The organism is Paenibacillus ottowii (assembly GCF_050516475.1).
Lineage (GTDB): Bacteria > Bacillota > Bacilli > Paenibacillales > Paenibacillaceae > Paenibacillus > Paenibacillus ottowii.
Genome location: NZ_CP191577.1, coordinates 482,038 through 509,024, shown reverse-complemented (window position 1 = coordinate 509,024; position 26,987 = coordinate 482,038). Strand labels below are relative to the sequence as shown.

At 45.2% G+C, this 26,987-nt stretch carries 17 protein-coding genes and 1 riboswitch; of the genes, 6 read left to right on the top strand and 11 right to left on the bottom strand.

Going from position 1 to position 26,987, the window contains the following annotated elements:
- Positions 1 to 12: 12 nt before the first annotated feature.
- On the bottom strand, positions 13 to 2,805 hold the full coding sequence (locus ACQQ6X_RS02240; protein WP_305167884.1) for a sigma-54-dependent transcriptional regulator: 2,793 nt from the start codon (positions 2,803 to 2,805) through the stop codon (positions 13 to 15).
- 255 nt (positions 2,806 to 3,060) lie between these two features.
- On the opposite strand from ACQQ6X_RS02240, the gene rpoN reads away from it, so the two are divergent.
- Positions 3,061 to 4,398 carry an RNA polymerase factor sigma-54 gene (rpoN, locus tag ACQQ6X_RS02235; RefSeq protein WP_305167897.1) on the top strand — a complete coding sequence of 446 codons (1,338 nt, stop codon included), beginning with the start codon at positions 3,061 to 3,063 and terminating at the stop codon, positions 4,396 to 4,398.
- Between the two features lie 120 nt (positions 4,399 to 4,518).
- Here the strand turns inward: rpoN and ACQQ6X_RS02230 are convergent, their stop codons facing one another.
- The 3 genes from ACQQ6X_RS02230 to ACQQ6X_RS02220 form a co-directional block, all read right to left on the bottom strand.
- Positions 4,519 to 5,670, bottom strand: a complete 1,152-nt coding sequence (locus ACQQ6X_RS02230) for a response regulator (protein ID WP_305167883.1) — start codon at positions 5,668 to 5,670, stop codon at positions 4,519 to 4,521.
- A gap of 155 nt (positions 5,671 to 5,825) precedes the next feature.
- Positions 5,826 to 8,969, bottom strand: coding sequence for an ATP-binding protein (locus tag ACQQ6X_RS02225; RefSeq protein ID WP_305167882.1), 3,144 nt, complete (start codon positions 8,967 to 8,969; stop codon positions 5,826 to 5,828).
- A gap of 157 nt (positions 8,970 to 9,126) precedes the next feature.
- Complete coding sequence (locus tag ACQQ6X_RS02220; protein ID WP_430493528.1) at positions 9,127 to 12,597, bottom strand: S-layer homology domain-containing protein; 3,471 nt, start codon at positions 12,595 to 12,597, stop codon at positions 9,127 to 9,129.
- A gap of 276 nt (positions 12,598 to 12,873) precedes the next feature.
- On the opposite strand from ACQQ6X_RS02220, the gene ACQQ6X_RS02215 reads away from it, so the two are divergent.
- Positions 12,874 to 13,854: an aldo/keto reductase gene (locus ACQQ6X_RS02215; RefSeq protein ID WP_305167880.1), complete on the top strand. Its 981-nt coding sequence runs from the start codon at positions 12,874 to 12,876 to the stop codon at positions 13,852 to 13,854.
- Between the two features lie 89 nt (positions 13,855 to 13,943).
- Here ACQQ6X_RS02215 and ACQQ6X_RS02210 read toward each other — a convergent pair whose 3' ends face one another.
- Positions 13,944 to 14,609 carry a methionine ABC transporter permease gene (locus ACQQ6X_RS02210; protein WP_063212335.1) on the bottom strand — a complete coding sequence of 222 codons (666 nt, stop codon included), beginning with the start codon at positions 14,607 to 14,609 and terminating at the stop codon, positions 13,944 to 13,946.
- Positions 14,606 to 15,628, bottom strand: a complete 1,023-nt coding sequence (locus tag ACQQ6X_RS02205; RefSeq protein WP_063212336.1) for a methionine ABC transporter ATP-binding protein — start codon at positions 15,626 to 15,628, stop codon at positions 14,606 to 14,608. Before ACQQ6X_RS02205 ends, ACQQ6X_RS02210 begins: the two co-directional genes overlap by 4 nt.
- Before the next feature lie 267 nt (positions 15,629 to 15,895).
- Between ACQQ6X_RS02205 and pdaA the strand changes: the two genes are divergently transcribed.
- Positions 15,896 to 16,693: a delta-lactam-biosynthetic de-N-acetylase gene (pdaA, locus tag ACQQ6X_RS02200; RefSeq protein WP_305167879.1), complete on the top strand. Its 798-nt coding sequence runs from the start codon at positions 15,896 to 15,898 to the stop codon at positions 16,691 to 16,693.
- Between the two features lie 162 nt (positions 16,694 to 16,855).
- Entirely contained in the window at positions 16,856 to 17,623 is a 768-nt protein-coding gene (locus ACQQ6X_RS02195; RefSeq protein ID WP_305167878.1) for an HAD-IIB family hydrolase, read from the top strand.
- 74 nt (positions 17,624 to 17,697) lie between these two features.
- Here ACQQ6X_RS02195 and ACQQ6X_RS02190 read toward each other — a convergent pair whose 3' ends face one another.
- Positions 17,698 to 19,398: a glycoside hydrolase family 13 protein gene (locus ACQQ6X_RS02190; protein WP_305167877.1), complete on the bottom strand. Its 1,701-nt coding sequence runs from the start codon at positions 19,396 to 19,398 to the stop codon at positions 17,698 to 17,700.
- 270 nt (positions 19,399 to 19,668) lie between these two features.
- Here ACQQ6X_RS02190 and ACQQ6X_RS02185 point away from each other — a divergent pair, with 270 nt between their 5' ends.
- Entirely contained in the window at positions 19,669 to 20,760 is a 1,092-nt protein-coding gene (locus tag ACQQ6X_RS02185; protein WP_305167876.1) for a hypothetical protein, read from the top strand.
- 131 nt (positions 20,761 to 20,891) lie between these two features.
- Here ACQQ6X_RS02185 and ACQQ6X_RS02180 read toward each other — a convergent pair whose 3' ends face one another.
- From ACQQ6X_RS02180 to ACQQ6X_RS02170, 3 genes are all read right to left on the bottom strand, one after another.
- The gene (locus tag ACQQ6X_RS02180; protein ID WP_305167875.1) at positions 20,892 to 21,953 is read right to left on the bottom strand and encodes an EAL domain-containing protein; all 1,062 of its coding nucleotides are present in this window, start codon (positions 21,951 to 21,953) and stop codon (positions 20,892 to 20,894) included.
- Positions 21,954 to 22,231: 278 nt separating this feature from the next.
- Positions 22,232 to 24,334 carry a bifunctional 2',3'-cyclic-nucleotide 2'-phosphodiesterase/3'-nucleotidase gene (locus ACQQ6X_RS02175; RefSeq protein ID WP_305167874.1) on the bottom strand — a complete coding sequence of 701 codons (2,103 nt, stop codon included), beginning with the start codon at positions 24,332 to 24,334 and terminating at the stop codon, positions 22,232 to 22,234.
- Between the two features lie 218 nt (positions 24,335 to 24,552).
- A complete protein-coding gene (locus tag ACQQ6X_RS02170) occupies positions 24,553 to 24,987 on the bottom strand; it encodes a pyridoxamine 5'-phosphate oxidase family protein (protein WP_305167873.1) in 435 nt (144 codons plus the stop codon).
- A 266-nt stretch (positions 24,988 to 25,253) separates the two neighbouring features.
- A riboswitch (TPP riboswitch) is annotated at positions 25,254 to 25,363 on the top strand.
- A gap of 194 nt (positions 25,364 to 25,557) precedes the next feature.
- Here ACQQ6X_RS02170 and ACQQ6X_RS02165 point away from each other — a divergent pair.
- Positions 25,558 to 26,601 (top strand): ABC transporter substrate-binding protein, encoded by a 1,044-nt coding sequence (locus ACQQ6X_RS02165; RefSeq protein WP_305167872.1) that lies wholly within the window; start codon positions 25,558 to 25,560, stop codon positions 26,599 to 26,601.
- Between the two features lie 64 nt (positions 26,602 to 26,665).
- On the opposite strand, the gene ACQQ6X_RS02160 is transcribed toward ACQQ6X_RS02165, so the two are convergent.
- Positions 26,666 to 26,803 (bottom strand): hypothetical protein, encoded by a 138-nt coding sequence (locus ACQQ6X_RS02160; RefSeq protein WP_305167871.1) that lies wholly within the window; start codon positions 26,801 to 26,803, stop codon positions 26,666 to 26,668.
- Between the last annotated feature and the right edge of the window lie 184 nt (positions 26,804 to 26,987).

Below are 26,987 nucleotides of genomic sequence, written 5' to 3'. Positions count from 1 at the left end.
ACACTTACGCCACTACTTAGGGATACAGTTATATACTTCGCTTAGGATTTCGCAAATATAATATTTTTCATCATTAGTCAGCTTAATGTTAATACTGGAGGCAAATATATTGCAGGAACGGTTCACCACATCGAGCAATCGTTGGTCAAGCAAGGATACATCCTCCTGATACACTAGCCCTTCTCCAATGACCATTCGTTCCAGCGCATGAGCCGTATGAACAGCAAGCTGAACCTTTTTTGCATAATGGAAATCAGCCTCCAGTTCCTGTTCCAGCTGCTCGATAAATTTCATCAAAATCCCCAAAATTTTGTGAGGATTCAAATAAGTCATAAACTCCTTTAGCGTATCCTCACATAGATCTCTTACGACCACGCTTCCGTGTTCATGCATAACAGGCAACTGATTGTTCAGCAACAATTCTCTTAATGCCTGCTCACCGCTTGCCTCGATCAGTTTCTCCAAAGGGATAAACGGTACATTCAGCTCGCTTGGACGCTTAACTCCAATCACCGCAAGAAGCGTATGCTTGGCCCGTAAATCCTTCACCACTTTGTCCAATTCCCTGACTTTTGCCGGTACAACAACTATTTTCTCTTCGGTTAAGTCATAAACAACCTTCTCTACAAACTCCTTTAGCTTGGCGGCGGCGCCTTTGCCAGAGGAACAGACCGTCACGATTACCTTATTACTGGTCTTTTCCGCTTTCACTCCAGCATTTCCATTGTTATATCCACGAAAATCCTTCAAAGATTGATAAATTTCCTCTATATTCATATCAAAAATACTAGCCTTTCGCACAGCCTCCAACACAAGCGGGGTTGAAACCATATCAATAGTCTTCACCTTAATCCCGACACGTTCCATAATGGTTGCTTCAAGATTGAGCAAGGAGCCCATATCAACCAGCAGCAATACGCCTCTGCCATTGTCAATGTCCTTAACCTTATCCACAATAACTTCCAGGATTTCTCTAGGACTAACATCCAAAGGCATGTCTACTGCGCAAATATTCGAGCTTCCCAGCAGGCTGTCGACAACGCTAACGACACTGCTTGCCGTACTGTTGCCATGGGCAGCTACGATGATTCCCACATTTCCCTGGTGCTCCTCTTCTACCGATTTCAAAAGAATCGCCACATAGGTAGTCTCGGCATCGGGTACGCTGACTTCAAACTTGGATTCGATCAAATCCTTGATCATAAGTGCCAGTCTGTATTCTTCATCCTGATCATTCATCGGATCATAGATTTGTTTACTGACATATTTTTTCTCCCGGATTCGCTTTAAGAAGGCACTCAAATGAAGACTGAAGGCATAAACAAACCTGTCGCTGTAATTTCTATTCAATTCTTTTTGAGCCATCTCTTGCACCTGTTCAGCGAACTCCAGAATATTTCTGCCTACGATCTTAAGAATCCGTTCCCGTCCCCCTTTGATGTTATAAAATCGGTTATAGAAGCTTTTGATGTGAATATTGACATCTGTAGTTATAAACTTATTGATAAAACTGTCATCGAGTCCTTCTTCTTTGAGCATCCCTATCTTGTCTTCAATCAATTTGTACAGGTTGAACGGCAGTTCAGAAGCGTCTGCTTCACCCATTCCTTTGCTGCCTTCAGGAGTAATATACAGCGAGGAGTTGACCATCTCCATTTCGGCAATCTCCTTGCGGTTCTTCCCCATATTAAATAGACCTTCCTTGATATTTCCGGGCAAAATTTTAAAATCAAGTTCAATCTCTTCCTTATTTTCATGTATGCTGTTCAAAAATCCTTTGGCACACACAAGCTGAATATTCGATTTCAACTGACCGATATTGCCATAGGTTACGCTGCCAATCAGTGCTTTTACAGTTTCCAATTCAACCCTAATGGGCTTGTTCACACGATGGGCTTCGTTTGCAAAGAGATGCTTTAGGATCAAAAACCGCTCTTCAACGGTTCGCTCTTGCAAGGAAGGAATGTTGATCGTAATCGGTATCCGTCTAATAAAGGTTTTCAGCATGGAAGAACCGGGATCTTCAGTCGTAGCGCCGATGAGCAGCACATTCGCTTCCCGCTTGCGCTCCGACTCGCCCAATTTGTTGTAGCTGTTCGTGTCCATGAAATAAAATATCATTTCTTGGCCTTCTGGGGGCAGCCGATGAATCTCATCCAAAAACAGGATGCCCCCATCCGCTTTCTCGACCAGCCCCTCTTTCTCCCGATCAGCCCCGGTAAATGCTCCTTTTACATGACCAAAAATGTGGGAAAGTAGCAGTTGAGGGTTATTGTAATAATCGGCGCAGTTAAATACGATAAACGGTGCTTGCTCTGAAAAGCGCTTCATATATTTACCATAATTATACATTAACCTAGCGAACATTGTTTTCCCAACGCCAGTCTGCCCCACAATCAGCGTATGTAAGCCCTTCGGCGGGTATAATATTGCCGCTTTTCCCTGCTCAACCTGGTTTCTCATACTCCCCATGAAACCGATTAAGGCGTGAAACGGATCCACTTGCTCTCCAGGCAGCAATATTTCATGAATGCTGTTGACTTGGATTTGTTTCTCTTTAAGCTGAACCCGAAAGGTCTCCTCGATCACCTGCTTGTGCAAAAACTTGACGGGTCTCCCCTTGATTTTAATAATCAAGTCGGCGCGAAGTAGGCTATTAAGCTCCTTGCTTACATTATTTCTTAACATATTCTGTTGATCAGCTATTTCCGCAGCCGTAATTCCACCGCCGTCCTGCAAGGCCTCTACCGACAGTTTCTTTGTACCATTGGCAATGTACTCTAAGATCTCATCAATTCGTTTCACGGTATTCCCCCATGCTGACTAGTTCTTATTTAATTAGTATATAAAAAAAGAAATAATCCTCTACAAGAAAATAAACTGACAAGTTACTCATTAATCTGATACCCTTTTTATTGAATCTATCCAAAACTTAAACTTAACCCGTTCCATTCACTTCTTTTCCAAGATCAGAGGTTAGCAGTATAATTGCATAAGCTTCACGAATAAGCTGCATAAAAAGTTATATTTTGTTGCCCAGTAAGGAGCTGAGATAAAATGATGCACTACGGATTACAGCAAGAGCAAACATTCAGGCTGGCTATGACTCCAGAATTACGACAGGCCATCACGATCCTTCAATATTCTTCGGTCGATCTAATGTCATATCTTCATGAGCAAGCAAATGAAAATCCGATCATTGACTTGGCAGAGATCGATATGTCCATCGAAAGAATCAATACAGGAGAAGAATATTCGCCACGAACAAATGATAATCCGGTAGACCTTCTGGACTTTGTCTCTAATCCCGCAGATAATTTATATAGACATCTCAAAGCGCAGCTTGGGATGGTCCGCGGGCTATCCAAACTACAACAGATGATTGGCATGTTTCTGATTGGGAATTTAAATGAAAAAGGCTACCTTGAGCTGGATGTAAATACAGCTGCCGAAATACTCGACGTCCCCACCGATGAGGTTGAAAATATACTTGCCCTGATCCAAGGCTTTGAACCGGCAGGAATCGCTGCCCGCAGTCTAGAGGAATGTCTTCTTTTGCAGCTGCGATATGCCGGGAATGATGATGTTCACCTGGAACAAATCGTGCGACATCACATGGTCAATCTTTCGTGTAACCGCATACAAAAAATTGCGGATGCTTTGGGTATCGACATTCACATGGTACAACAAATGACCGATCAGATACGCAAGCTGAATCCTTATCCGGGAGCGGCATTTGCTCCATATGAACGCCAGCATCATATAGCAGATATCTCAGTGGAGAAATTCAAAAACGACTACATTGTAACAGTTAATGATATCACAGTCCCACGCGTCGGGATTAATCCTTTTTACCAAAGTATGCTTCGAAAGCCGGCGATGGAGGAAGAGAAACGATTTCTTCGTGAGAAGATGAATACAGCATTATGGCTTATTCATAGCCTTGAGCAGCGCCGCCTGACCCTGATGCGTGTGGCCCAGGCTATTGTTGATAAGCAGCGGGAATTTTTTGAGCATGGCGTTTATCATCTGAAATCGATGACCCAAAAGGAGATTGCTGGAATAACGGGCCTGCATGAATCCACGATCAGCCGGGCGGTCAGTAATAAATACATGCAGACGCCCCGTGGATTGTTTGAACTCAAATATTTCTTCACCTCCGCCCTAGGATCGAAAGACGGAGACGCTACTTCATCAGAGAGCGCAAAAATGCGTATAAAGCAGATCATCGACGGTGAAGAGAAGCAAAAACCATTTTCAGATCAGGCAATCACAGAGCTGATGGCAAAGGAAGGACTAGAACTGTCACGCAGAACGGTAGCCAAATACCGTGAAGAATTGGGGTATTTATCCTCTGCTAGGAGAAAAGTGCATCAAAGCTTCAGCAAGCGGTTGTAAAAACTAAAAAGCAGCGCTATCACATTCTCCCGGCTGCCTCCCTCGTAAAATCTCCAATAGAATAGGCCAACCAGTAATCTCTGGTTGACCTATTCATATGACCTGAGCCAGTACAGCAGTCTACGCAGGTCGCGTCTGTGTTTTCAATTGCACGTACAACTGGTGTGTCACCTGCTGTGGCTCAATACCCAACTCGTCTTCCAGTAAGCTGACGAAGCTTTCATAATGCTTTTGAGCAGCTGTATATTCGCCCAGTTGGGCATAGGCTGTCAGCAGCAGACCGCAGATATCATCTGAGTAGGGCTCCCTCTGCTGTAGGCTGAGCAAGCGCTGGACAGACTGCCGGGCACGACCTGAACGAAGCTCTTCCTTAGCCAGTTCTGAGGCACATGCCAGATACATATTGCGTAGTTTTTCTCTTTTTGCATACGCCCATGGGTAATCGTGCTCCTCCAGATAATTACCACGGTATAGAGCCAACAGGTTCTCGATACGCGGTGTACCGCCGTTGCCAGATGCCGCCCACTCGGAAATGCCACGCTCGAATAGCTCTACATCTGTAACCCAGCCATTACGGTTCAAACGGTAGCGATCCAGATTGTATTCCAACTTCGTATCCTGCATCCGCTCTTTCAACGCTTTGCGGATCTGGTATATGGACGTGTGTAGATGAACAACCGCCTTGTCCAAATGATATTCGGGCCACAGCGCATCCAGCAATTGCTCCTTGCTAACCCATTCCCCTTCATGATGCAGTAAAAAGGAGAATAGCTCCTGCGACTTTAATGTACGCCATTTGAATGGCTTCGCTCCTACGACTCCTTGTCCAGCCTCCAAAATTTCAAGCTTTTGAAAACAACGCACTTTGGGTAATTGCTCTGCTGCAACGACCGAACTGGAAGGACGGGAATCCGCCAGCGTGGCTACAATCCGATCTAACGTTTTATTTAGCCTTCGGGCATGAACAGGTTTTAACAAGTAATCCAGTGCTTGCAGTTCGAATGCTTCAATAGCATATTCCGAATACGCAGTCACAAAGACGATATGAATATGCGAGTCCAGCTGTTGAATCCACTCGGCGGCCTCCAGTCCGTTCATCTCAGGCATTCCGATATCTATAAAAACAATATCCACACGCTCAGCCGCCAGATGATCCAACCCGGCTTGTGCAGACGTATATTTGCCCATAACCGTTAATCGTCCGTCCGCCTCCAGCAACCGTTCCAGGTAGGTTAATGCCGACCTCTCATCATCAATCAATATCGCCTTCATCTGTGTCCGCGCTCCCTTCCTGCTGCAACCATCCATCACAAAAGCTCTATGACCAAGCTATCTGTTTTATCATCCGATTTTTAATTTCTTATATTTTATATATCGTATCCATACGGGCGTGACATTAGCTTTTCCGGCAGATATGCTGTATTTTTTTATTCATCAGCGATGTGAGATAAGGCCGTCTCCGGCACACGGAAGCTTACCGTCGTCCCTTGCATAAGATTGCTCTCAATCCGCAATCCTTCTCCATACATATGGATCAGACGGCGATGGATATTACGCAGTCCCACACTGGAGGATACATGCTCCTCCGACAGTAGCTGTTGCAGTCGCTCTGGTGGCATCCCTACCCCATCATCGGTCACACTGACCACAAAATCGGCACCATCCTCTTGTATAACAACGCGCACCGTTCCACCTGTGGCCCGCTGCATCACACCATGCCGTATCGCATTCTCCACAATGGGCTGAATGCTTAACGGCGGGATCAGCGACCGGATGTTTCTCCCTACCTCTACAGTCACCTGCAACCGTTCTTCAAATCGGGCTTTTTCCAATGCCACATACGATTCTACCAATTCCAGCTCCTTGGATAGCGGCACGGTATTCTCCCTGTTTTGAAAATCAAAGCTTCCCCGCAAGTACTGACTCAGCTCCATGAGCAGCTCCGCTGCTTTGTCCGGGTCTACTGCTACGGTCGAAACAATAACATTTAATGCATTGTACAGAAAGTGCGGCTTGATTTGTGCCTGTAAAAAAGCCATTTCCGAACGCACCGCTTCCTCTGCCGAATGACGCATGTTCAACAAGGTGCGTACACGTGCCTTTAATTCCTCCGCATCAACAGGCTTACGCAGAAAATCATTTGCTCCGGCCATAAAGCCTGCATGGATATCGCCGGGCAGGTCGCGTGCCGTCAGCAGCAATACGGGTAGCTCGGAGAGAGAATACCGTTCGCGAATTCGTCGGCACAACTCAATACCGGATATTTCTGGCATCATCCAGTCCGTGATAACTAGATCAAATCGGGCGCGACCATTCAGCAGCTGAAGCGCCTCCTCGGCCCGATCCACAGCCACCACGCTACAGCCTGTGGTGTATAACAGCTCCTCCAATACCCGAAGGTTCACCTCATCATCATCTACAGCCAGCACTCTGTAGGGAACATTCCCTACTTGCTCCACATCATGCTCTTCAAGCGAATACACATCCTGACTTGAGGTCACACCAGGCTGCAATATGACCTCAGACAAAACCTCTTTTTGAGCTTCATGTGCCGGCGTCCCAGTTTCCGCTAAGGGCAGAGTAAAATAAAAGGTCGAACCCTTACCCAATCTGGATTCTACTCGGATATGACCACCATGCAGCTCCACCAGACGACGGGTGATGCCTAACCCAAGTCCAGTCCCACTATATCCTTTGTCCTCCGCATTCACTCCTCGGTTAAAAGGTTCAAATATGTGCGAAAGATAGTCTGGGGCAATACCTGGTCCGGTATCCTTTACACTGATTTCCATTTCACGGTTTCTCACCTTGGCAGAGATTACGATTTCGCCTTCCTCTGTAAATTTCATCGCATTCCCCAATAAGTTGTATAGGATCTGGTTCAGCCGATCCCCATCTGCATCCACCTTGGGCAACGAATTGGGCCATTCTTTGACGAATTGGAGCTTTTTCTTACCTACGTTATGACCCAATACCTCCAGTACAGAATTCACAGCAGCCTGTACATTTACGGACCGGCGGTTTAAGGCTAATCTTCCATTTTTCAAATTAGAAAAATCTAAAATATCGTTAATTAAATAGGAAAGTCTACGCCCTACATTTACAATCAAGGCCAAGTTGTGCTTTTGTGGCTCATTGAATTGTGTCCCATAGCGGTCTAGCATGGACTGAGCGATATTAATAATGCCATGTAGAGGAGTACGCAACTCATGTGACGTGTTTGCCAGAAATTCATCCTTTAACCCATCCAGTGTCAGCAACCGTCGTGACAGATTCTCAACCTCCATGAACGAATGTACAAAACGTTTGGCCAGCAGCAGCGTTTGAGCCAATACGAATATAAGCATTTCATAGGCTGTCACCCCACGCACGTCTCCCCAGCCCAGAATATACACAAAACTAGTCACCACAATCATGAGAATGCTCATGATACTAATGACTAACAGTGCAGCGTCATCCGTTCGTTGAAGAAGTGCACGAATTAAGATCAGTAATACATATCCCACACTGACTATCCCAAAAAGAAGAATAAATGCTTCAAAGGATGAGAGTATCAGTGTAGGCAATAACAGTCCCATACCCAGCATCAATACAGTGGTCAAATTATAGAGACGCAATACGATCCGGTTCATAACAATCTGCGTCGAAAGATGAACATAGCGGATTAAAAAATAATAGAACAGCGTTGAAGAGAATAACTGTATTTTCAATACCCATTCATAAGAGAAGTCCGGCAATCCCCAAACCAGCAGTTTTTCCCCATGTGTCAAAATGTAAAATAAAGCCGCAATGCAACAGCATCCTAAGTAAAGCAGAGCTTTCTCTTTTTTACGTAAAAGGTACAACATGATAAAAAATACAGCAGGGATAAAAAAACCTGCGACCAGTACAGTATCCTCCGCCATCGCTACTTCCCGGCTATGCGTAATACTGGCATAATCACCAAACAGCAGCGGATAAATAATCCCCCCGGAGGAATAGCTATAATTAGCCACTTGCACGGTAATATCGGCCGAATGTCCATCTACTGCAGCAAATCCAACATAGGGTGCGTTGCCCTGCTCGCCCTTGTCGGGCGAAACAGAGGGACTACCACTCGCACCCACCTCTGCTTCGTTAATCCATACTCGGCTGGAACTGCGAATATTTTGCATATGGATGCCGTACAGATTTTCCATTTTTGCAGGTAACAGTATACGAACATGGTAAGTTCCATATCCAGTCGCCTGACCCCCAGGCATCCACTGATTCCATTTGCCAGGCACATCTACAATTTTGGCAGAAGACTCAGTGCCTAATCCCAATTTCTGCGAATATTGACGATTTCCCCAATCCTGATCTCGTATTTCCTGAAAAGATGAGGGCTGTAAAAGCTGATTAGAGTAAAACTCCCACTCTCCCCCCAACTGTACAGCACCTTCTCTTTCGGGATCCCAATTACGCAAATCAATAACACCATTGTGAGCTTTCCAATGATTGTTTCCGGATAATACACCCGACACTAATGGATACACCGGCAACGCAACCGCAAGCAGAAGTATAATAAAAAATAAAACACCCTGTTTTTTCATAAATCCTCCGCTCTTTTCAATAACATCTCTTTTGTATCGGTTATTCTATTCAGCTACATTAGAAGCGTTGTCCATACAAAAAAGGACGCCCACCGCAGATAAAATCTGTGCGGAATCGTCCCCTTCTATACATACTTGTAGTTTCTAGCCCTTCCTATTAAGGAATCATACTGTCATCATTACCGCCGCCAGGAATCGATCCTGCACCGTCACCAGTGCTGTCGCCGCTTCCTGTTCCGCTGTTATCGCTTGGTGGCGTTGCTCCACCACTGCTATCGCTGCTTCCTGTTCCGCTGCTATCGCTTGGTGGCGTTGCTCCACCACTGCTATCGCTGCTTCCTGTTCCGCTGCTATCGCTCGGCGGTGTTGCTCCACCACTGCTGTCGCTGCTTCCTGTTCCGCTGCTATCGCTTGGCGGCGTTGCTCCACCACTGCTGTCGCTGCTTCCTGTTCCGCTGCTATCGCTCGGCGGTGTCGCTCCACCATTGCTGTCGCCGCTTCCTGTTCCGCTGTTATCGCTCGGGGGCGTTGCTCCACCGCTGCTTTGTTGCTGGCTGGCTACAAAATCTTTATACTCCTGAATCGCGTCTTCCAGATCCATGTAATTTTTCTTAAGTTCCGGCATAGGCAAATATTGGTCCAGACGATTGAATGCATCCACTACTCTCTGATATTGGATCGTCGTATAATCTGTACTATTTACTGTAAGTAGATTGTTCGCAATGTTCTTGAGCTCATTGATATCAAGATCAGTTACGATCCATTTGAATTGGTAGTTCGCAAACGCTGTAATCAGGTCCGTGTTAGCTTGGTCTACCTGTAGCTGTGTGCTATCCGGATTATTAAGCACAAGGTTTGCCAGATTAATTTGCCCTTGAAGTTCTTCGTTATCTTGATCGGTATAATGACGTCCGAATGTCTGAACTTCATTATTAGCCAAATTGATATTGAAATTCAACAACGTAGTATCCACCGTTATAGGTGCAGCATACCGGCTCTGTACCTGTTGCAACTCCTCGTAGACAGGAACAACGTCTTGTAATTCAAAACTGGACAAATCTAAGAAGATAGAGGCATGCTCTGAAGCAGAAGACAAGGCTTGCTGAGCCTCAGCGCTTAATGTGCCTGAATTTTGCAGCAAAATTCCATTGATCGAAGTCTGCATTTCAATGACTTTGTCTCTCAATTGTAGTCTTTTCTCATTATATTTTTCAAGATAGGTCCCTTTAGCCTGACTTAATTGATTATAAGAGATGACCAATTGCTCCTCAGGAGTAATTGGCATAATGAGTGCAAAGTTGGCTTGTCCTGTTTGTTGCTCTAAAGACAGCATTTCCGTATTCAAGTAATTACGAGCCACAGGGTTAGACAGCAGTTTTAGTTGAATATCATGAACCATCTGCTGCAGTTTTTCCCGAGTTGTAGCAGGCAATGGTGCAGTGAACTCCGTAAGCCTTTGACTCAGCTCCATGTTCAAGTTCAATACGTCCTGCTGGGTCATAGCAGTGTGCATCTTCTCTGTATATTCCTGAATCAGGTTGTCTAGTTCAGCATTTTGAGAACCATTCTGATCGTAGATAACCTGCGCTTCTTGCAAAGTATTTTTAAGCACCGAGAAGTCCGCTGTTTGCAGTGCCAAGAATGAGTCTGTGGCAAGTTCTATTTTTTGTGTCCATTCTTCCAACTGCTCAGTTGTAGCCAATGGATTCACATATAATTTGGATCCTTCCCTCACTAAGGACTTATAACGCGCTTTATCTGTTTTCAAATTATCCACACGATCCGTTACATCGATAAAGTGCAGATAGGCATCTCTGAGTTTTACTGATGCTTTGTATACCTTTATTACTCGACGCAAGCTTTCTGCTTCCCGATCCACAATATTTTGAGGTGCATTCCCCTCCAACACATTGTTGCCAAACTGAATAGCTTGACTTAGTGAGTTATCCCAAAGAGGCGGAAATTCGTCACCAACCATTCGGTTTTGTTCAAGGGTAGTCGAAGCTAACTGAATCAGTCTAGTTAATTCCTGTGTTCCAATCACCGGCTCTGTGGCTGAGGTTGTGTACACAGAAACATCCTGTTTCAATGTGCTGAGCGCTTGATCTACTTCTGCCTGCGTGGCTGCCGTATTGTTCAGTATCAGCATAGCTTGATTGATTGCTATAGACAGGCTTTCCTTCGCTGCGGCTGGGTAAAGCGCCTGATCTGCTCCACCCTCATCTGCACGCTCCAGCAGTTCTTTGGCTGCATTGATTTCTGTCTCCAACTGACTGCGGTCTACGCTGATAATGTCACTGTCGTGTTTTTTCTTATCTTTGCTGTCTGTATCCGTGATAACCGATCCAGCAGAGGATGAGTTCTTTGTACCATTCACGAGACCAATAGCTTCTTTCACCGCATCATAGTTAATGATAACATCCCGCGGCTGTTTTTGTTCCGGCAGGTTAAGCTGGCTGATTGCCGCTCCCTTAGCCAACGTAATTAAGGGAACGCCCACATATTGAGATGCATCCAGCAAACCAATACTACCGTTAACCAACAGCTTGCCGAGTCCCTGTTGCAATGAAACACGGCTAATCGCAGCATTTCCTTCGGTCACGATCGAAGCATCGTTTTTCAGCGTCAGGTTGTCAATCTTTGTCGTCCCGGTTGCGGTCAGCTTGGCATCCTTGGAGCCCAGTTCCACACCGGACCATGTCGTATTTTCCAAAATGGCCGATACAGGCTGAGTCCCTGAACCCTTGATTTCTAATACGCCTGTGGAAGACATGTTCTTCAAGGTTACTGAACCATTGACGATCAGGCGTCCCTCAAAGGACACACCCTTTCCGTCAAATACGCCGCCGTCAGCGTTAATTTCCAGCTTATTTACACCTGTGAGCGTACGCAAATTACGGTTAAGATCGATTTTTGCCCCTTTTAATACCGCTTTGTTATTTTCACCGAATAAACCTTGCAAAGACCCTTCCAGTTGATAAGGGATATTTCCGATTCGAACCGTATTACCCTCTGATTTCACTTCTCCTACTGGATGATCCAGCAGGCTGACGAATACTTCTGCACTACTTTCCCGGTTCAATGGATTTTTCAAATCCGTTGCAGAAGCATCCGCTGATAACAGACCATAATTGTGAGCTACTTGAACTGCATTTTGCTGTGCATCCGCATTACTTGTATCTTGCAAGTCCATTGCACGCACTAGCGATACGATCAGTTCTTCCTTGGTAATGGCATCCCCCGGACGGAACAGTTCTCCGGTGCCTGTCATATACCCGGCTGCACGTACAGCCTCAATATAGGGAGCACCCCATGCATCCGAGGACACATCCATAAAAGAAGTCTTTGACTGATTGTTAACTTCCAGCTGGAACAGACTGCACAAAATTTTAGCCGCTTCTGCGCGGGTCAAATTCTTTTGTGCCATAAAATCGCCCTGGTTTCCCCCTGTCATCAAACCCAAAGTCCGAGCTTGTGCTACAAATCCAGTTTCGCTTTGTGCATCTGCTGTCGCAGCATAAGCAGTCTGAGCGCTCCCCAGCCAAGGCAGAGATACAATAGAACCTGAAGCAATTCCCAATACCATGGCAGATGCAATCCATTTATTTCGATTTACAAGTTTCAACATTTTCGCTCCTAAATATCATTTATTGGTATATATCCTATTTCATCAAAGTCTTTAGTCATGTTTAGTTCTACGATTTATGCAACCAAGGAACTATGCTAAGAGAATTATATGAAACCTCACTGAACCAATTCTGAACAATTAGACCTATACAAATGAATTCACACAGCATAATCGCTTGACTTAGAGTGAACTCCAAGTGTAATAATATCCGGTGTAAGCAGCAAGAATAGACTACCTTTGGATAAAACAATTGCTAGGAAAGCGAGGTATGATCAAATGGACTATGTCAAACTTGGTAATACCGGTCTGGATGTATCCCGGCTTTGTTTGGGGTGCATGGGCTTTGGGGTGGCAGAGCGATGGATTCATCCATGGATACTAGATGAAGAGCGCAGTCGTCCAATTATCAAAAAAGCTCTGGAGCTAGGTATCAATTTCTTTGATACCGCAAATGTATATTCAGATGGAACTAGCGAAGAAATTGTCGGTCGGGCTTTAAAGGATTATGCAAATCGAGATGAAATTGTCCTAGCAACGAAGGTCCATTTTCGTATGCATCAAGGACCCAATGGTGCGGGCCTTTCTCGAAAAGCTATTATGAGCGAAATTGATAAGAGTCTTAAGCGACTGGGAACAGATTATGTCGATCTGTACCAAATCCATCGGTGGGATTACAATACCCCTATTGAAGAGACGATGGAGGCATTACATGATGTTGTGAAGGCTGGGAAGGCCAGATATATTGGTGCTTCTGCCATGTACGCATGGCAGTTTCTAAAGGCTTTACATGTCGCCGAGAAAAATGGATGGACCCGATTTATATCGATGCAGAATCATTTGAACCTCTTATATCGTGAAGAGGAAAGAGAGATGCTGCCGCTTTGCAAGGAAGAAAAAATCGGTGTAATTCCATACAGCCCACTCGCAGGTGGAAGACTGACACGCGATGTGCAGGAAAAAACCCATCGCTCCGAAACCGACCAAGTTGCGAAATCTAAATACGATGCGACTGCAGATACTGACCGATTGATCGTGGAGCAGGTTGCGGCTATCGCAGAACAACGTAAAGTCCCCCGCGTTCAGATCGCACTTGCTTGGTTGCTGCAAAAAGAACCAGTCACAGCTCCCATTATCGGTGCTACGAAAACGTCTCATCTTGAGGATGCCGCAGCTGCTCTTTCTATTACATTAACACCTGAAGAAATTGCATTGCTGGAAAAATCGTATGTTCCTCATCCGGTCATTGGCGCTCAGTAAATGACATTATCAATATATGAAACGACAAGAAACGCCCTATCCATTACTTAGGGCGTTTCTTGATCAGAAATTGTAAATTAAAACATTCATTAACCCCTGCGAACTTTGCGGGAGAGCAGATTGCCCAAAGACTGAACACCTTGTACAAACACGACTAGAATGATAACGGTAATCAGCATAACCAGCGTATCAAAACGTTGATAGCCATACGCTATCGCCAGGTCGCCAATTCCTCCGCCGCCGACCGCACCAGCCATAGCAGTTGCACCAATCAGTCCAATGGCAGCTGTCGTTAACGATAAAATCAGAGAGCTGAATGCCTCGGGCAGCAAAAAGTAGCGAATGACCTGGAACGGGGTCGCTCCCATCGCATCTGCTGCCTCTAGTATCCCCGGATTGACCTCCAAGAGCGAATTTTCAACCAGCCTGCCGATATAGGGTGCTATATATATAATCAAGGGGACAATCGCTGCACTAGTCCCAATGGATGTGTGCACAATCAGACGGGTTAATGGAATGATCGCGATCAGCAAAATAATAAACGGAAGGGAACGAACAATGTTAATGATCGGATTCAAAAGATTGTACAGCCATTTGTTCTCCAAAATTCCGCCTGGACGGGTGACGACGAGTAAAATACCGATAGGGATACCAATCAGAGCACCGATAAATAATGATATGCTGACCATGAGCACGGATTCATACAGTGCCTCCCACAGTTGATCCCAAGTTATCGTTGTTCCTGTAATCATCATAGACTCTCCACCTCCTGAATATGAACTCCTTTGCTCTTGATAAAATCAACAGCCTGCTGAACGGCATGCTGCTCACCGCGCAGTTGAAGTGTCATATAGCCAATCGTCGTTTCTTGAATCTCCGTCATGTTGGCAAATAAAATGTTCACATGGATGTCGTGCTTCCGAATCAATTCATGAACCACTGGGTCGGAAGCTGCCTGCCCGATAAATTCCAGTTTGTAGATGCGTTGCGACTCTTGCTGCTCGAACGTTTGCAGTACACTGTCTGGCACTTGATCGTGAATAACTGTGCGTACAAAGCTTTGCGTCGTTGGGTGCTTAGGCTGCCCGAATACCTCCAGCACATTGCCCTGCTCAATGATTTCTCCCTTTTCCATGACGGCCACCTTATTGCAAATCCGCTGGATTACCGACATCTCGTGGGTAATGATCAATATGGTGATCTTGTACTCCTTATTGATTTTGCGAAGCAAATCAAGAATAGACTGCGTGGTCTGCGGATCAAGTGCCGAAGTTGCCTCATCACAGAGCAAAATGGATGGGTTGCTCGCAAGCGCCCGCGCAATCCCGACACGCTGCTTTTGTCCACCGGAAAGCTCGCTGGGATAGCTGTTTGCCTTGTCCGACAAGCCTGTGAATGCCAGCAGCTCTGTTACGCGTCTCTCAATTTCCCGCTTGTTGCGCTTGAGCAGCACCAACGGAATGGCAATATTTTGGAATACGGTTTTCGATTCCAGCAGATTAAAATGCTGAAAAATCATTCCGATCTTCTTTCTTACTTTACGAAGGCCAGAGGTCGAGTAAGCATTTAACTGTTCCCCCTCAATAAGAACCTCACCTGTCGTTACTTCCTCCAGACGATTGACCAAACGGATGAGCGTACTTTTCCCTGCACCACTGAATCCGATAAAACCAAAGATATCTCCTTTATCCACTGTGATATTTATATTTTTTAACGCTTGGATGCTTAAGCCTTTTCTTACATAGGTTTTGGATACATTCCTAAGTTCAATCATAGCTCCTAATTCCTCCGCTCCATCAATGATGTAAAATCCCTCTGAGTTGATTGATTTTCTTTTGTATGAACACCTGAATTAAATCCGAGTATTTTAGTAAGTTTTATAGAGTATACTACTTCGATTTTATATTGCTGTCAATATTGAGTTTTAAGTTTGATGAAAGCATTTTTTTCTGTGCATAAATGAACATGATATTGCAGATGGTATGAAATATGCGAAGAATACACATCTTACCCGAATCGGGACGAAAACGGAGGAGCATAGATGAAACGAATATTTACCTTGTGGCTATGCATTGCAATGATGGGGATGTCCACATTTATCGGAGAATCGGCATCAGCTGCCCAAGCTTTGGATGGACAACCGTACCATTTTGGGTTTAAAAAAAGTAAGGGAGGCGAGCTGCCTTCCATTGCACAAGAAGGCTTTATGCACCTGATCGAAAAACAAGGTGGCATTTTTTTAGGAGATACAACTAAAAAAGAATTGTTTCTCACTTTCGATAACGGTTACGAGAATGGATATACCTCCAAGGTACTGGATGTATTAAAGGCCAAGAAAGTTCCAGCCGCCTTCTTTGTAACCGGGCATTTTGTAAAAGACCAGCCAGCTTTGATGCGCCGCATGGCAAGTGAAGGCCATATTATCGGAAACCATTCATGGAGCCATCCTGATATGAGCACCATTTCTTCGGCTGAGATTCGGTCTGAGCTTGATCGGGTACGAACTGCGTCTGCAGACTTGACTGGGCAAAAGGAAATGAAATATGTCCGACCGCCGCGCGGCATTTTTAATGAAAAAGCATTGGCATCCTGTCGAGAAGCCGGATATACGAGTGTATTCTGGTCGGTGGCCTACAAGGACTGGGATACGAATATTCAGCGAGGAACGGACTATGCATATCGCCAAGTTATGGAGCAGCTCCACCCTGGCGCAGTCATTTTGCTTCATTCTGTATCCAAGGATAATGCCGAGGCACTTGGCTCGATCATTGACGAGGCTCGCAAGCAAGGCTACGAGTTCAAAAGTCTAGATGACCTTAAAGTTAAGCATTATCACTAAAAAAGTATCTAACTTAATGAGTCAAAATCCTCATCAGCCCGATCCACATGTGTCATGGCAGACAGTGTGAATCGGGCTTTTTCGTTTACGAATAAGGAAGGTCTTGGATATAATGACTGTAGAAACGATCTGAAAAGCACTTTTATTGGAGGTACATACATCATGCACTTTGTATTTGATCTGGATGGGACGATCTGCTTCAAGGGGCAATGCGTGTCGGATAAGATCGCAGGCTGTTTGGAACAATTAACCCAGGCAGGACATGAAGTTATTTTTGCCTCGGCACGCCCGATCCGCGATATGCTGCCCGTACTTCCTGAACGGTTGCACAACTATACCCTGATTGGTGGCAATGGCTCAATGATTTCGCAAAAAGGCAGTGTAAATTTCGTAGAGTCCTTTCTTCCGGAAGTAAAGAATGCGCTGCTCGCACTGCTAGAGGAACATCAAGCTACCTATCTGATTGACAGTGAGTGGGATTATGCATATACAGGCGCAGCTGATCATCCCATACTCAACAATGTGGATGTCAGCAAGTTGGCGCAAAAGCTGCCTTTGGCTTCCCTGAAATCAATTGTAAAAATACTCATTTTAACTGCTGACGATATGGAAGGATTGGCTGCTAAGCTCCTGCCGCTGGATGTGGTCATCCATCAACACCGCAATGAACAGGTACTGGACATTAGTCCTCAAAATATCCATAAATGGAACGCGCTTCAAAGGCTTGGTGTGCAGCCCCGTCAATTTATCACCTTTGGTAACGATGCGAATGATATTCCAATGTTTAAAGAGGCACACCATGCCGTCATGATTCACCACCATGCTGAACTGGCTGCCTACGCAACAGAATCTATCCCCAATGAGGGAGAAAATCAAGAAGACCGGATTATCGCCAAAATACGTGAGTTGGCTGAAACCGTAGCTATTTAGGCCAACGCTAAGGAAGGGGAGACTCGTGTATCGGAGCCTCCCCTTTCCTTTTACCATCCAAAGAATAACAACGCCTATTTCAAGGTTACCTTATACACTCTGGCTTCATAAGGGCGCAGCTTCAAGGCATGCAGGTTTTCTCCTTTTATTGGTTCGTAGTTGGAGAGAAGCAGTTCAGCCTTGGCGGCAGAGAGCTCCTCATCTTCGGGCCAGTGAAACACTGGATCACGATCAAAGAAATTCAAAATGACCAGCAAACGCTCTTGCCCCAGCGTTCGCGTAAATACATACAGCTCTGTATCCAGCGGCAACAACAGCTTGTATTCGCCATAAACTATAACCTCATGTTGTTTGCGCAGAGCAATCAGCTTGCGATAATAGTGGAAAATTGAGTTTGGATTATTTCTTTCTGCCTCTGCGTTAATGTGCGTGTAGTTATCATTAATTTTCATCCACGGTTCTCCCTCAGTGAATCCGGCTGCAGGTCCGTCATGCCACTGCATGGGCGTGCGCGCATTATCCCGACTTTTTCGCCAGATTTCGGCCATAATCTGCTCCTCTGGCTCACCGAGTTTCCGTTGCTGCTCATAATAATTCAATGTTTCTACGTCCCGGTAATCATCAATCGACGGGAAGGCAATATTCGTCATCCCAATTTCCTCACCTTGATAAATGTAAGGCGTTCCCTCAAGCATATGTGTGAAGGTTGCCAGCATTTTGGCGGATTCCACACGATATTGTCTATCATTCGCAAATCGGGAAAGAGCCCGCGGTTGGTCGTGATTGTTAAGATAATTGGCATTCCAGCCTTCCTGATGAAGCACCGTCTGCCAACTACTCATTATTTTTTTCAGCTCTACCAGCGTCCACGACTTGTACTTCCATTTTTCCGTTCCCAACCCCTGTGCATCAATAAACATATGCTCAAATTGGAACACCATATTCAACTCATGCCGCTGATCCCCCACATAATCCAGTGCCTGCTCCGGTCCTAAGCCGGAAGTTTCACCAACCGTCATTAAGGGATAACGTTCCAGTACCTTTTCGTTCAGCATCCGTAGAAGTACATGTACCTGTTCCAGATTGGAAAAGAGCTGGTAGGCGCGCACTAAGGTTTGTTTGTCGGGATTATGGGCATCCGGCAGCCCTTCGGCTTTCACAATATGGGCAATGGCATCAAAACGGAAGCCGTCGACTCCCTTTTTTAACCACCATTCCACCATTCGATAGAGTTCATCCACCATCTCTTCATTTTCCCAGTTCAAATCCGGCTGATGCTCGGAATACAAATGCATGTAATATTCGTCTGTAAGCTTGTCATATTTCCACACAGAACCGGAGAAGTACGACTCCCAATTATTCGGATATCCGCCATTTTTGCCTGTTCGCCATATGTAGTAGTCCCGCTTCGGATTATCCTTCGACGAGCGTGACTCCGTGAACCACGGATGCTCATCCGACGTATGGTTTAATACCAAATCCATCATAATTTTAATGCCTCGTTCATGTGCCTGATGGAGAAGCTCATCAAAGTCCTCCATTGTCCCAAACTCATCCATAATGGCATAATAATCACTAATATCATATCCATTATCATGATTGGGCGACTTATATATTGGGCAAATCCAGATGACATCAATACCCAACTCAGACAGGTAATCCAGCCGAGACAAAATACCGCGCAAGTCCCCTTTTCCGTCTCCGTCAGAATCCTGAAAACTGATTGGGTATATCTGATAAACAACAGCTTCCTTCCACCATATTTTTTTAGGCATGGTTCCCTCCTGTGTCTTCTCTGTACATCCAATAGCTTATGCTTTTAACATACACGCAATACCTGTATGCGAATCGTTATTGCAGGGAAGCGAGATACTTGTATGCTTGTTTCAGCGCATGAGCAGAGCTGCTATAGATAGACTAAGATATATTTTTAATTTTTTTGAAAAACAGATTGTATACATAGATCTGGCGTTACCTATATTTATGAACTGCCCATATACATGAACCAAAAGCGGTGCCATTCTTGAATTTAGGGAGGAATTTATATGAACCTTCGACCCAAGGAGCCAAAGGATCTGATTGTAGAATCAGCTGTGATCCCACCCAACATCCATGTGGATGTGGAGTCAGCCACTGAGGGGGGAACACGCCGCCTAATGCTTAGCGATAACCCGGAGACGCTTACCCACGTGACGGTACCTACCGAGCAAGCCACTCTGTGGCATGATGTGGTTCGCACCACCACCCGAACAGTCAAACACCGGATTTTCGGCTGGCATTATAATAAAATCGGCAGACCTGTTAAGCTGGGCATCACTGTAGAGAACAAAAGTAGGGCCCGTCTGGAAGTACGCCATATTGAGCGTGCCCTTGAGATAGTACCTGAGGACGGCAACTGGATCATTGATGTTGGGCAATCTATTGCCAAAAGCTGTTTGGCAGGTACGATGAAACGTCTGAAGCCAGCAGACCGCCACAAATTCGGCAAAGGCACCGCCTTGCTGGAGGAATTTGAGCTGCCCGAAGGATCATTGGCGGGATTCATCTATGACCTCACAGTAGAATACGCCGAAGGCCACGGGACGTTGGATTACGTGATTCGCACGGTAGTCAGCAAAGATACGAAGACCGATCTGCGCGACATTCATATGGACGCGCTCCCTCCCGTGCCCCCGCCGCAGGCGCATCCGCGGGGAGTATGGTCCTTTTCTGAAACAAATGCGCGCATGCCGGAGTATGTAGTAGGGCAAAGCGCCGACTACCGAGCATGTGCTACTAAGAAGCTGAACGGTGAAACTCCTGTCGATCTGCTGTTTACCGGGGCACGCAGCGAGTTGGGACCTGCCCTTGATAATCGCGGACAATTCGGAACGATATATAACGCAACCATTCCTATCGTTAATCACAGTAGTGAGAGACGTACTGTACGAGTCTATGCCAATCCACGTGGAGGTGCGTTCGCCGGGTCTGTACGCGTGGATGGTCATGTATATGGTATCCCCTTGCTCCAAGATAATACCAAGGTATGCCGACTGGCTGACATCAGCGTTCCTCCTGGCAAGTCGAGCTATTCTTTTAGCTTCATGGTTGCAGGTAGTGCGACCACACCGCTGGGGTTATACGTCATCACGTTATAATCGTAATCACATGAGCTAGCTTAATCATGCATAAAAAAACTTGATTGCTCTAAAAATGTGGAATAACCCGGTGATCTTAGATCACCGGGTTATTTATATCAATGTTATTATATAGAATATGCTATTTCTGATTACACTACTCTGCTAAGTATAAAGTTCGAAGGCGGAGCAGGCTCGGGCTTACCAAACAAATAGCCCTGGGCCAGTGACACACCTGCATCACGGCAAAATTCAAAATCCTCCAATTGCTCTACGCCTTCAGCCAACACTTGACCTCCAAAACGAAAAGCAGATTCCACGATCCCTGTAATTTGCCGTTTCTGATCACTGTTACGATGACAACCATCAATTATACTGCGATCAATTTTAACATAATCCGGCTGGAGGCAATTCATTAGCTCTGTCGTAGAATAGCCTGCCCCTACATCGTCCAATGCTACCGAAACTCCCCGTGTACGATATTGTTCAAAGATTTGATGCAAAAAATTGAGGTCATCTATTTCTTCCGTCTCTACAACCTCAAACACAAAATCCTCTGTATTCATGGATAACCGTTCAATCGTCTCAAAAGTATGATGCAAGCAATAAGCCGGATTATAAATGGTTGAAGGGAGAAAGTTAATAAATCGTTTAATTCCCGCCGGAAGGCATGTCGCACTTTTTTCAATAGCGGAAATACGAGCCGAGCGATCCAAATGAGCATGCAAGCCAGCTTCACGGGCCACTTCAAACAGTCGGAAAGGCTGAAAAGATTTATCTGGCTGTGACGGACGCAGCAAAAACTCAAATCCGATAATATTCAGCTTGTAGTTAACGATGGGCTGCATATGGCTGGTAAAGCTTTGATTGTTAATAATACTCACCAGATCCGGATGTTGCATTCGGGCTTGCAACTGGCTAAATAAAAGCCAGTCCTCAAATCCCTCAACATGATGCAAGCCAGTCACCACCACTTGCATGCGGTCCAAGCATTCCTGTGGCAGACGAGCCAGTCCGTTCACCAGCCGCTCCAACTCTGAACGACTGTCATAGCGAAACACAATGGTATCCTCACACCATTGTTCTTGTTTCACTTGTTCCGAAAGCAAACCCAAGCCGTCTAATGCTGGAGTAAGCAACACCCTAGAATGCCTAATTTTCAGCAATCCTTGATCCTTAATAGGTAAAATGATGCTGCAATTGCTGCAAGTCATAATGGTCCTCCTCGGAACAATTTTCCGGTTTTTTTATCATTATATCACAAACAATTAGAACAAAAGTACTATATAATTACGTGTTATTACAAAAAATCTGCCTTTTTTCAATGATAAACTAGGACTTAAGTACATATTCAACAAAAACAAAACTTTTTTTATCACTCAAGATAAATTCGGGATGTGTTGTCTTTGACATCAAAAAAAGCAGCAAATCTCTTGGTTAAAGAGATTGCTGCTTCATTTTTTGGTGCTCAGCGGAAGTTAAAATCCATAAGTTATTTGGATGTCTTTGGCTTCGTTGTTGTAACTGGTTTTGCAGCCGCAGGTTTGGCCGTTTTAACAGCTGGCTTCGCAGTCGCCTTCGCGGGAGCTACAGCTTCCTTTACAGGAGTTGTTGCTGTACTAGGCTTCGCTCCAGCTTTTAAGCTATACTTGGCAAACCCGTCTGCCGCACTGCTCAAGTACGAAATTTGTTGATTTCCGGCCAGTACGTCTTTGGCGTCAGGAGAGGACTCGAAGGTTACCTTAGCCTGACCAAAAGGAGCAATAGACCAGTTGCCGTCCGCTGACGGGTTGATCGTTCCGTTCGTCCGGATATAATCAATAACGACTTGACGACTTTCATCCGGTGCTGCCATCACAATTCGCTTGCCATCTGGATTGGCCAGCTTGGAAGAGGAAGCACGATAGTTATTGGTCGCGACGATAAATTTCTGGGCAGGATCAATAGCCTTCCCATTATATTGCAAATCTTTGATACGATGGGCTGAAGAATCAATAAGAGTTCCCTTCGCATCGTAACGTGCAGGCTGAGTTACATCAATCTGATAATTCACACCGTCAATCACATCAAAATTGTAGGTCGGGAAATCTTTGTTGATCAGCGATTGTTCCTCAGTTTTGCTAGGATCAATACGGTTGAACTGACCCGCAGACCATTCCAGCCACTCCTGAATTTCAGCACCCGTAACTTCTACGGCATTGACCGTGTTCGGGTATACGTATAGATCGGATACGTTTTTGATCGCTATTGTACCTTCAGGAATGTTGGTATAATACTCGGCACCGTTGCGACCACCGGCCTTGAATGGAGCGCCTGCCGACAATACAGGAAGATTTTCATATTCTGTTCCTTTAAGATGGTTCTGAACGTACCATTTCTGTGCATTGGTCACAATTTGAATGGACGGATCATCCTGCACTAATGCAAAATAGCTGGTAATTGGCGCAGTCGTTGTACCGACAGGTTGACGAACATAATTCAGCGTTCCTTGGTGCTCTTCTTTAATCGCTTCAACCAGTTTAAATTCAGGAATAAACTGCGCAGCCTGATTAGTGGTACTCACAACCGGACGCACTTGAGACTGAGAGTCGATTACGTGCCACTCGCGATTTTTCTTTTCCAGGCTCAGATCAATAATACCTAGATCCTTGCCCCACGATGAAGCTTCTACTGCTGGTACGCCGTTAATGGTTCCTTTATCCAGATCTACCCCGTTCATATTTTTAAAATCTGGACCTGGGAAAGATTTGTGAGCATGCCCAAACAGAATCGCGTTAATTCCGTCTATCTTGCTCAAATATTTAACGGCATTTTCCATCATTGGCGTTTGCGGCACATCCTCATAGCCTGTATGTGCAAGCACGACAATAATGTCAGCCCCTTCTGTTTTCATTTGAGGAATAAACTTTTTGGCTGTTTCCACAATATCCTTCGTAACAACCTTATCCTTCAAATTAGCTTCATCCCACTGCATAATTTGAGGTGTTACCAGACCGATTACACCCACTTTGAGTGTATGCTGTTCACCTTTCTCATCCGTTACTGTTTTATCAAGAATCTGATAAGGGGTAAAATAGTTTTTAGTAGCTTGGCCCTCTTTATCAACATAGACGTTCGCATTTACGTAAGGAAAGTCAGCTCCCTTGAGCGATTTGTCCAGGAAGTCGAGACCGTAGTTGAATTCGTGGTTTCCGACAGTGGCAGCATCATAGCCCATCAGGTTCATCATCTTATAAACCGGATGGACACCGCCTTCTTTCTCAAAGGTTTTGTTACGAGCCATATAATCGTCTAATGGGTTGCCCTGAAGCAAATCGCCGTTATCGAACAGCATACTGTTTCTTGTTTCACTACGTGCCTTCTGGATCAAACTAGCTGTACTAACCAAGCCATATTCGTTGGTTTCTTTGTCTGAATAGTAGTCATAATTCATCAGTGCCCCATGAATATCCGTGGTTTCCATGATCCGCAGATTCACCGTACCGCTATCGCGAGAATCGCTAGCTGCCCAGGATGGAGCGGCCGAAAACACCAACAGGCTACAAGCTACAACTGCTGCTGTAAACCCTTTAAACCATTTTTTACGAAATAACAAAATATACCCCTCCTTATTAAGGTGTATGCCTCATATACATACTTTTGCACATATATGTAAGCTTTGAACCCACCATTCCTATTTTAATCCAATGTAGGACAAAAGAGTAGTCATTTGCTTAAATATTTATGAAAAAATAATTAGTTTTCGAATAAAATAAAAGCCAGTAAATCTCCTGAAAAGATTGGAAATTTGCTGGCTTGTTCTTTATATCATTTCTATTTTGTCCACACCTGGCGCTCCATTTGTTGACCCAAGTATTCAATACGAGTCGGATTCACGTCTAAAATGACATAATCAGGATCATCAGGTCCAGAAAACCACTCTTTCAGAGAATCATTCCATACTTGTTTACGTAACCCCTCATCAGCTGTAACCTGGACGGTAGCCTCCACTTCCAAAACTTCCTTTGTACCCCTCACTTCATACCCTAGCAGCAGATAAGCATTCGGATTGTCCTTTAGCTCATCCACTTTATGTGTTTTACGATCCGTTGCTAGATGAATGTTCATTCCATCGTTAAAAAGGGCCATATAGCGTACTTTCGGTTTTCCGCCCTCTACCGTACCTAACGAGCAAAATTTGTTGTTATCCAAAGCCTTCACAATGGCTTGTTCCAGCTGACTGCGATCCAATGTCTCCGTTTTACCCACAGCACAACAACTCCTTTTTACGAATTAGAATTCTATACGGCTATGCCATCTGGCACCAGCTCTTCTGAACATACTGTGCGGCTGTTCTGAAAATAACATGGCCGGATCAGAATAATGATTCATGTTCATTTTCTGATCAAGCTCACAGTAAAAGTGTACCCTGTCGTTCGGCAAATGAACCGTAAGCCCTCCCTCAAGGCTGGACAGACCCGCGATCAAGGCATATAATCGTCGTAGTAAACCCGAATAAACAAACCCATTAAACCATACAATGCCAGGGGTGCTGGAATCGGCCGGCTGAGAGTGTGTCCCAAGACACTGACCCTTACAACCTGATCTGGGTAATGCCAGCGTAGGAATGCTTGAGCAAGATGTGCCTTTTTAAATACAGGACATCCCTTACTTTGGTATATACAAGCGCAAGCGTCCCGGAACTCGGGACGCTTTTTTTGTTGAAGATGAGGTTGTTGGAAAGATTGCATTCCGGCAGATGTTATTTTTGTGAAAATGGGGAACTTAAGCTGTCTGATTGGACGGATAACGGGTAATTAAAAGGAGAGAACACAACGAATGAAGCGCATGAACATGTTAAGCCTGGGTCTGATCACTCTGTGGCTCATGGCTCTGACTCTGACCGCTTGCGGCGGCAATTCCCCTGCATCTCAACAGGCGGCTCCTGCTGCCGGCACTTCAACGTCTACCCCGGCAAAGGGGCTTAAAGATGTTAAAATCGTGCTCGATTGGACACCCAATACGAATCACACGGGGCTCTATGTCGCCAAGGACAAGGGATTTTACGAAAAAGCGGGCTTGAATGTCCAAATTGTTCAACCAGGTTCAGGCGGAGCTGATCAGATGGTTGCTTCGAATGCCGCACCTTTTGGGATCAGTTATCAGGAAGGCGTTACTCAGGCTCGCATCCAAGGCGTGCCGCTCGTGTCCATCGCTGCGGTGATTCAACATAATACCTCTGGCTTCGCAGCCCCGATAGACCGCGGAATTAAAAGCCCGAAAGATTTCGAGGGTAAAAGCTACGGCGGCTGGGGTTCACCTGTAGAAGAAGCGGTCATGAAATCCATCATGGATTCAGACCAAGGTGATGTGAGCAAAGTGAAGATCGTCAACATGGGCAATGCAGACTATTTTACAGCTGTGAAGCGGGATATTGACTTTGCTTGGATTTTCTACGCATGGACCGGAATTGAGGCCAAGCTTCGAGGTGAGCCATTGGATATGCTGTATGTAAAAGATTATTCCAAAAGCCTCGATTACTATACACCTGTAATTGTGAGCAATGAGCAGACGATAAAAAATGATCCTGACCTGGTCAAAGCGTTCATGAACGCTACTGCACAAGGCTATGAATACACTATCGCTCATCCGGAAGAAGCGGCAGATATCTTAAGTAAAGCTGTGCCGGAGCTGGACAAAAAACTGGTACTCGCTAGTCAAAAATGGCTAAGCCCGCGTTATCAGGACGATGCCACGCAATGGGGCGTACAAAAAGCAGAGGTATGGAAAAACTACTCGGACTGGATGTATGAACGCAAGCTGCTCAGCAAACCTTTGGAAGTCGATAAAGCTTTCACAAACAACTTCTTGCCCAAGCGTTGATCATTTGTAGAAACGCTAAATTACCAACTAAAAAGACTGAACTAAAGAAGTGAACAAAGCGCCACTACGCGGACGGATGGTGCTTACCATCGCCACCGCCCCCGGATTTCCCAAATAAAGCCTCAACAGGATAGAAATCCGGGGACAAAAGCGACCGCTTCGCTTGTACAGCACCATTCCGCCCACTTCGTTTTCGTTCCACTTGGTTTATTCTTTAGTCTCATAGTATCTAAGCGCAAAAGCAGGTGCGCTTATGTGTAAAAATGCCATCCAATCTATCAAAAAACTAAAGTGCTTTTAAGGCGGTTGGCAGCGGAGCGGTTCATTTGAATCTGGAGAAACGAAGTGGTCGCCTTTGCTGTTGGATTCTTACCTTTAAAGTTAAT

Coding starts and splice junctions, on each gene's coding strand:
- ACQQ6X_RS02190 (WP_305167877.1), bottom strand. CDS start 19,398: ATGCCTAAAAAAATATGGTGGAAGGAAGCTGTTGTTTATCAGATATAC.
- ACQQ6X_RS02215 (WP_305167880.1), top strand. CDS start 12,874: ATGGACTATGTCAAACTTGGTAATACCGGTCTGGATGTATCCCGGCTT.
- ACQQ6X_RS02195 (WP_305167878.1), top strand. CDS start 16,856: ATGCACTTTGTATTTGATCTGGATGGGACGATCTGCTTCAAGGGGCAA.
- pdaA (WP_305167879.1), top strand. CDS start 15,896: ATGAAACGAATATTTACCTTGTGGCTATGCATTGCAATGATGGGGATG.
- rpoN (WP_305167897.1), top strand. CDS start 3,061: ATGCACTACGGATTACAGCAAGAGCAAACATTCAGGCTGGCTATGACT.
- ACQQ6X_RS02225 (WP_305167882.1), bottom strand. CDS start 8,969: ATGAAAAAACAGGGTGTTTTATTTTTTATTATACTTCTGCTTGCGGTT.
- ACQQ6X_RS02165 (WP_305167872.1), top strand. CDS start 25,558: ATGAAGCGCATGAACATGTTAAGCCTGGGTCTGATCACTCTGTGGCTC.
- ACQQ6X_RS02220 (WP_430493528.1), bottom strand. CDS start 12,597: ATGTTGAAACTTGTAAATCGAAATAAATGGATTGCATCTGCCATGGTA.
- ACQQ6X_RS02180 (WP_305167875.1), bottom strand. CDS start 21,953: ATGACTTGCAGCAATTGCAGCATCATTTTACCTATTAAGGATCAAGGA.
- ACQQ6X_RS02205 (WP_063212336.1), bottom strand. CDS start 15,628: ATGATTGAACTTAGGAATGTATCCAAAACCTATGTAAGAAAAGGCTTA.
- ACQQ6X_RS02185 (WP_305167876.1), top strand. CDS start 19,669: ATGAACCTTCGACCCAAGGAGCCAAAGGATCTGATTGTAGAATCAGCT.
- ACQQ6X_RS02210 (WP_063212335.1), bottom strand. CDS start 14,609: ATGATGATTACAGGAACAACGATAACTTGGGATCAACTGTGGGAGGCA.
- ACQQ6X_RS02230 (WP_305167883.1), bottom strand. CDS start 5,670: ATGAAGGCGATATTGATTGATGATGAGAGGTCGGCATTAACCTACCTG.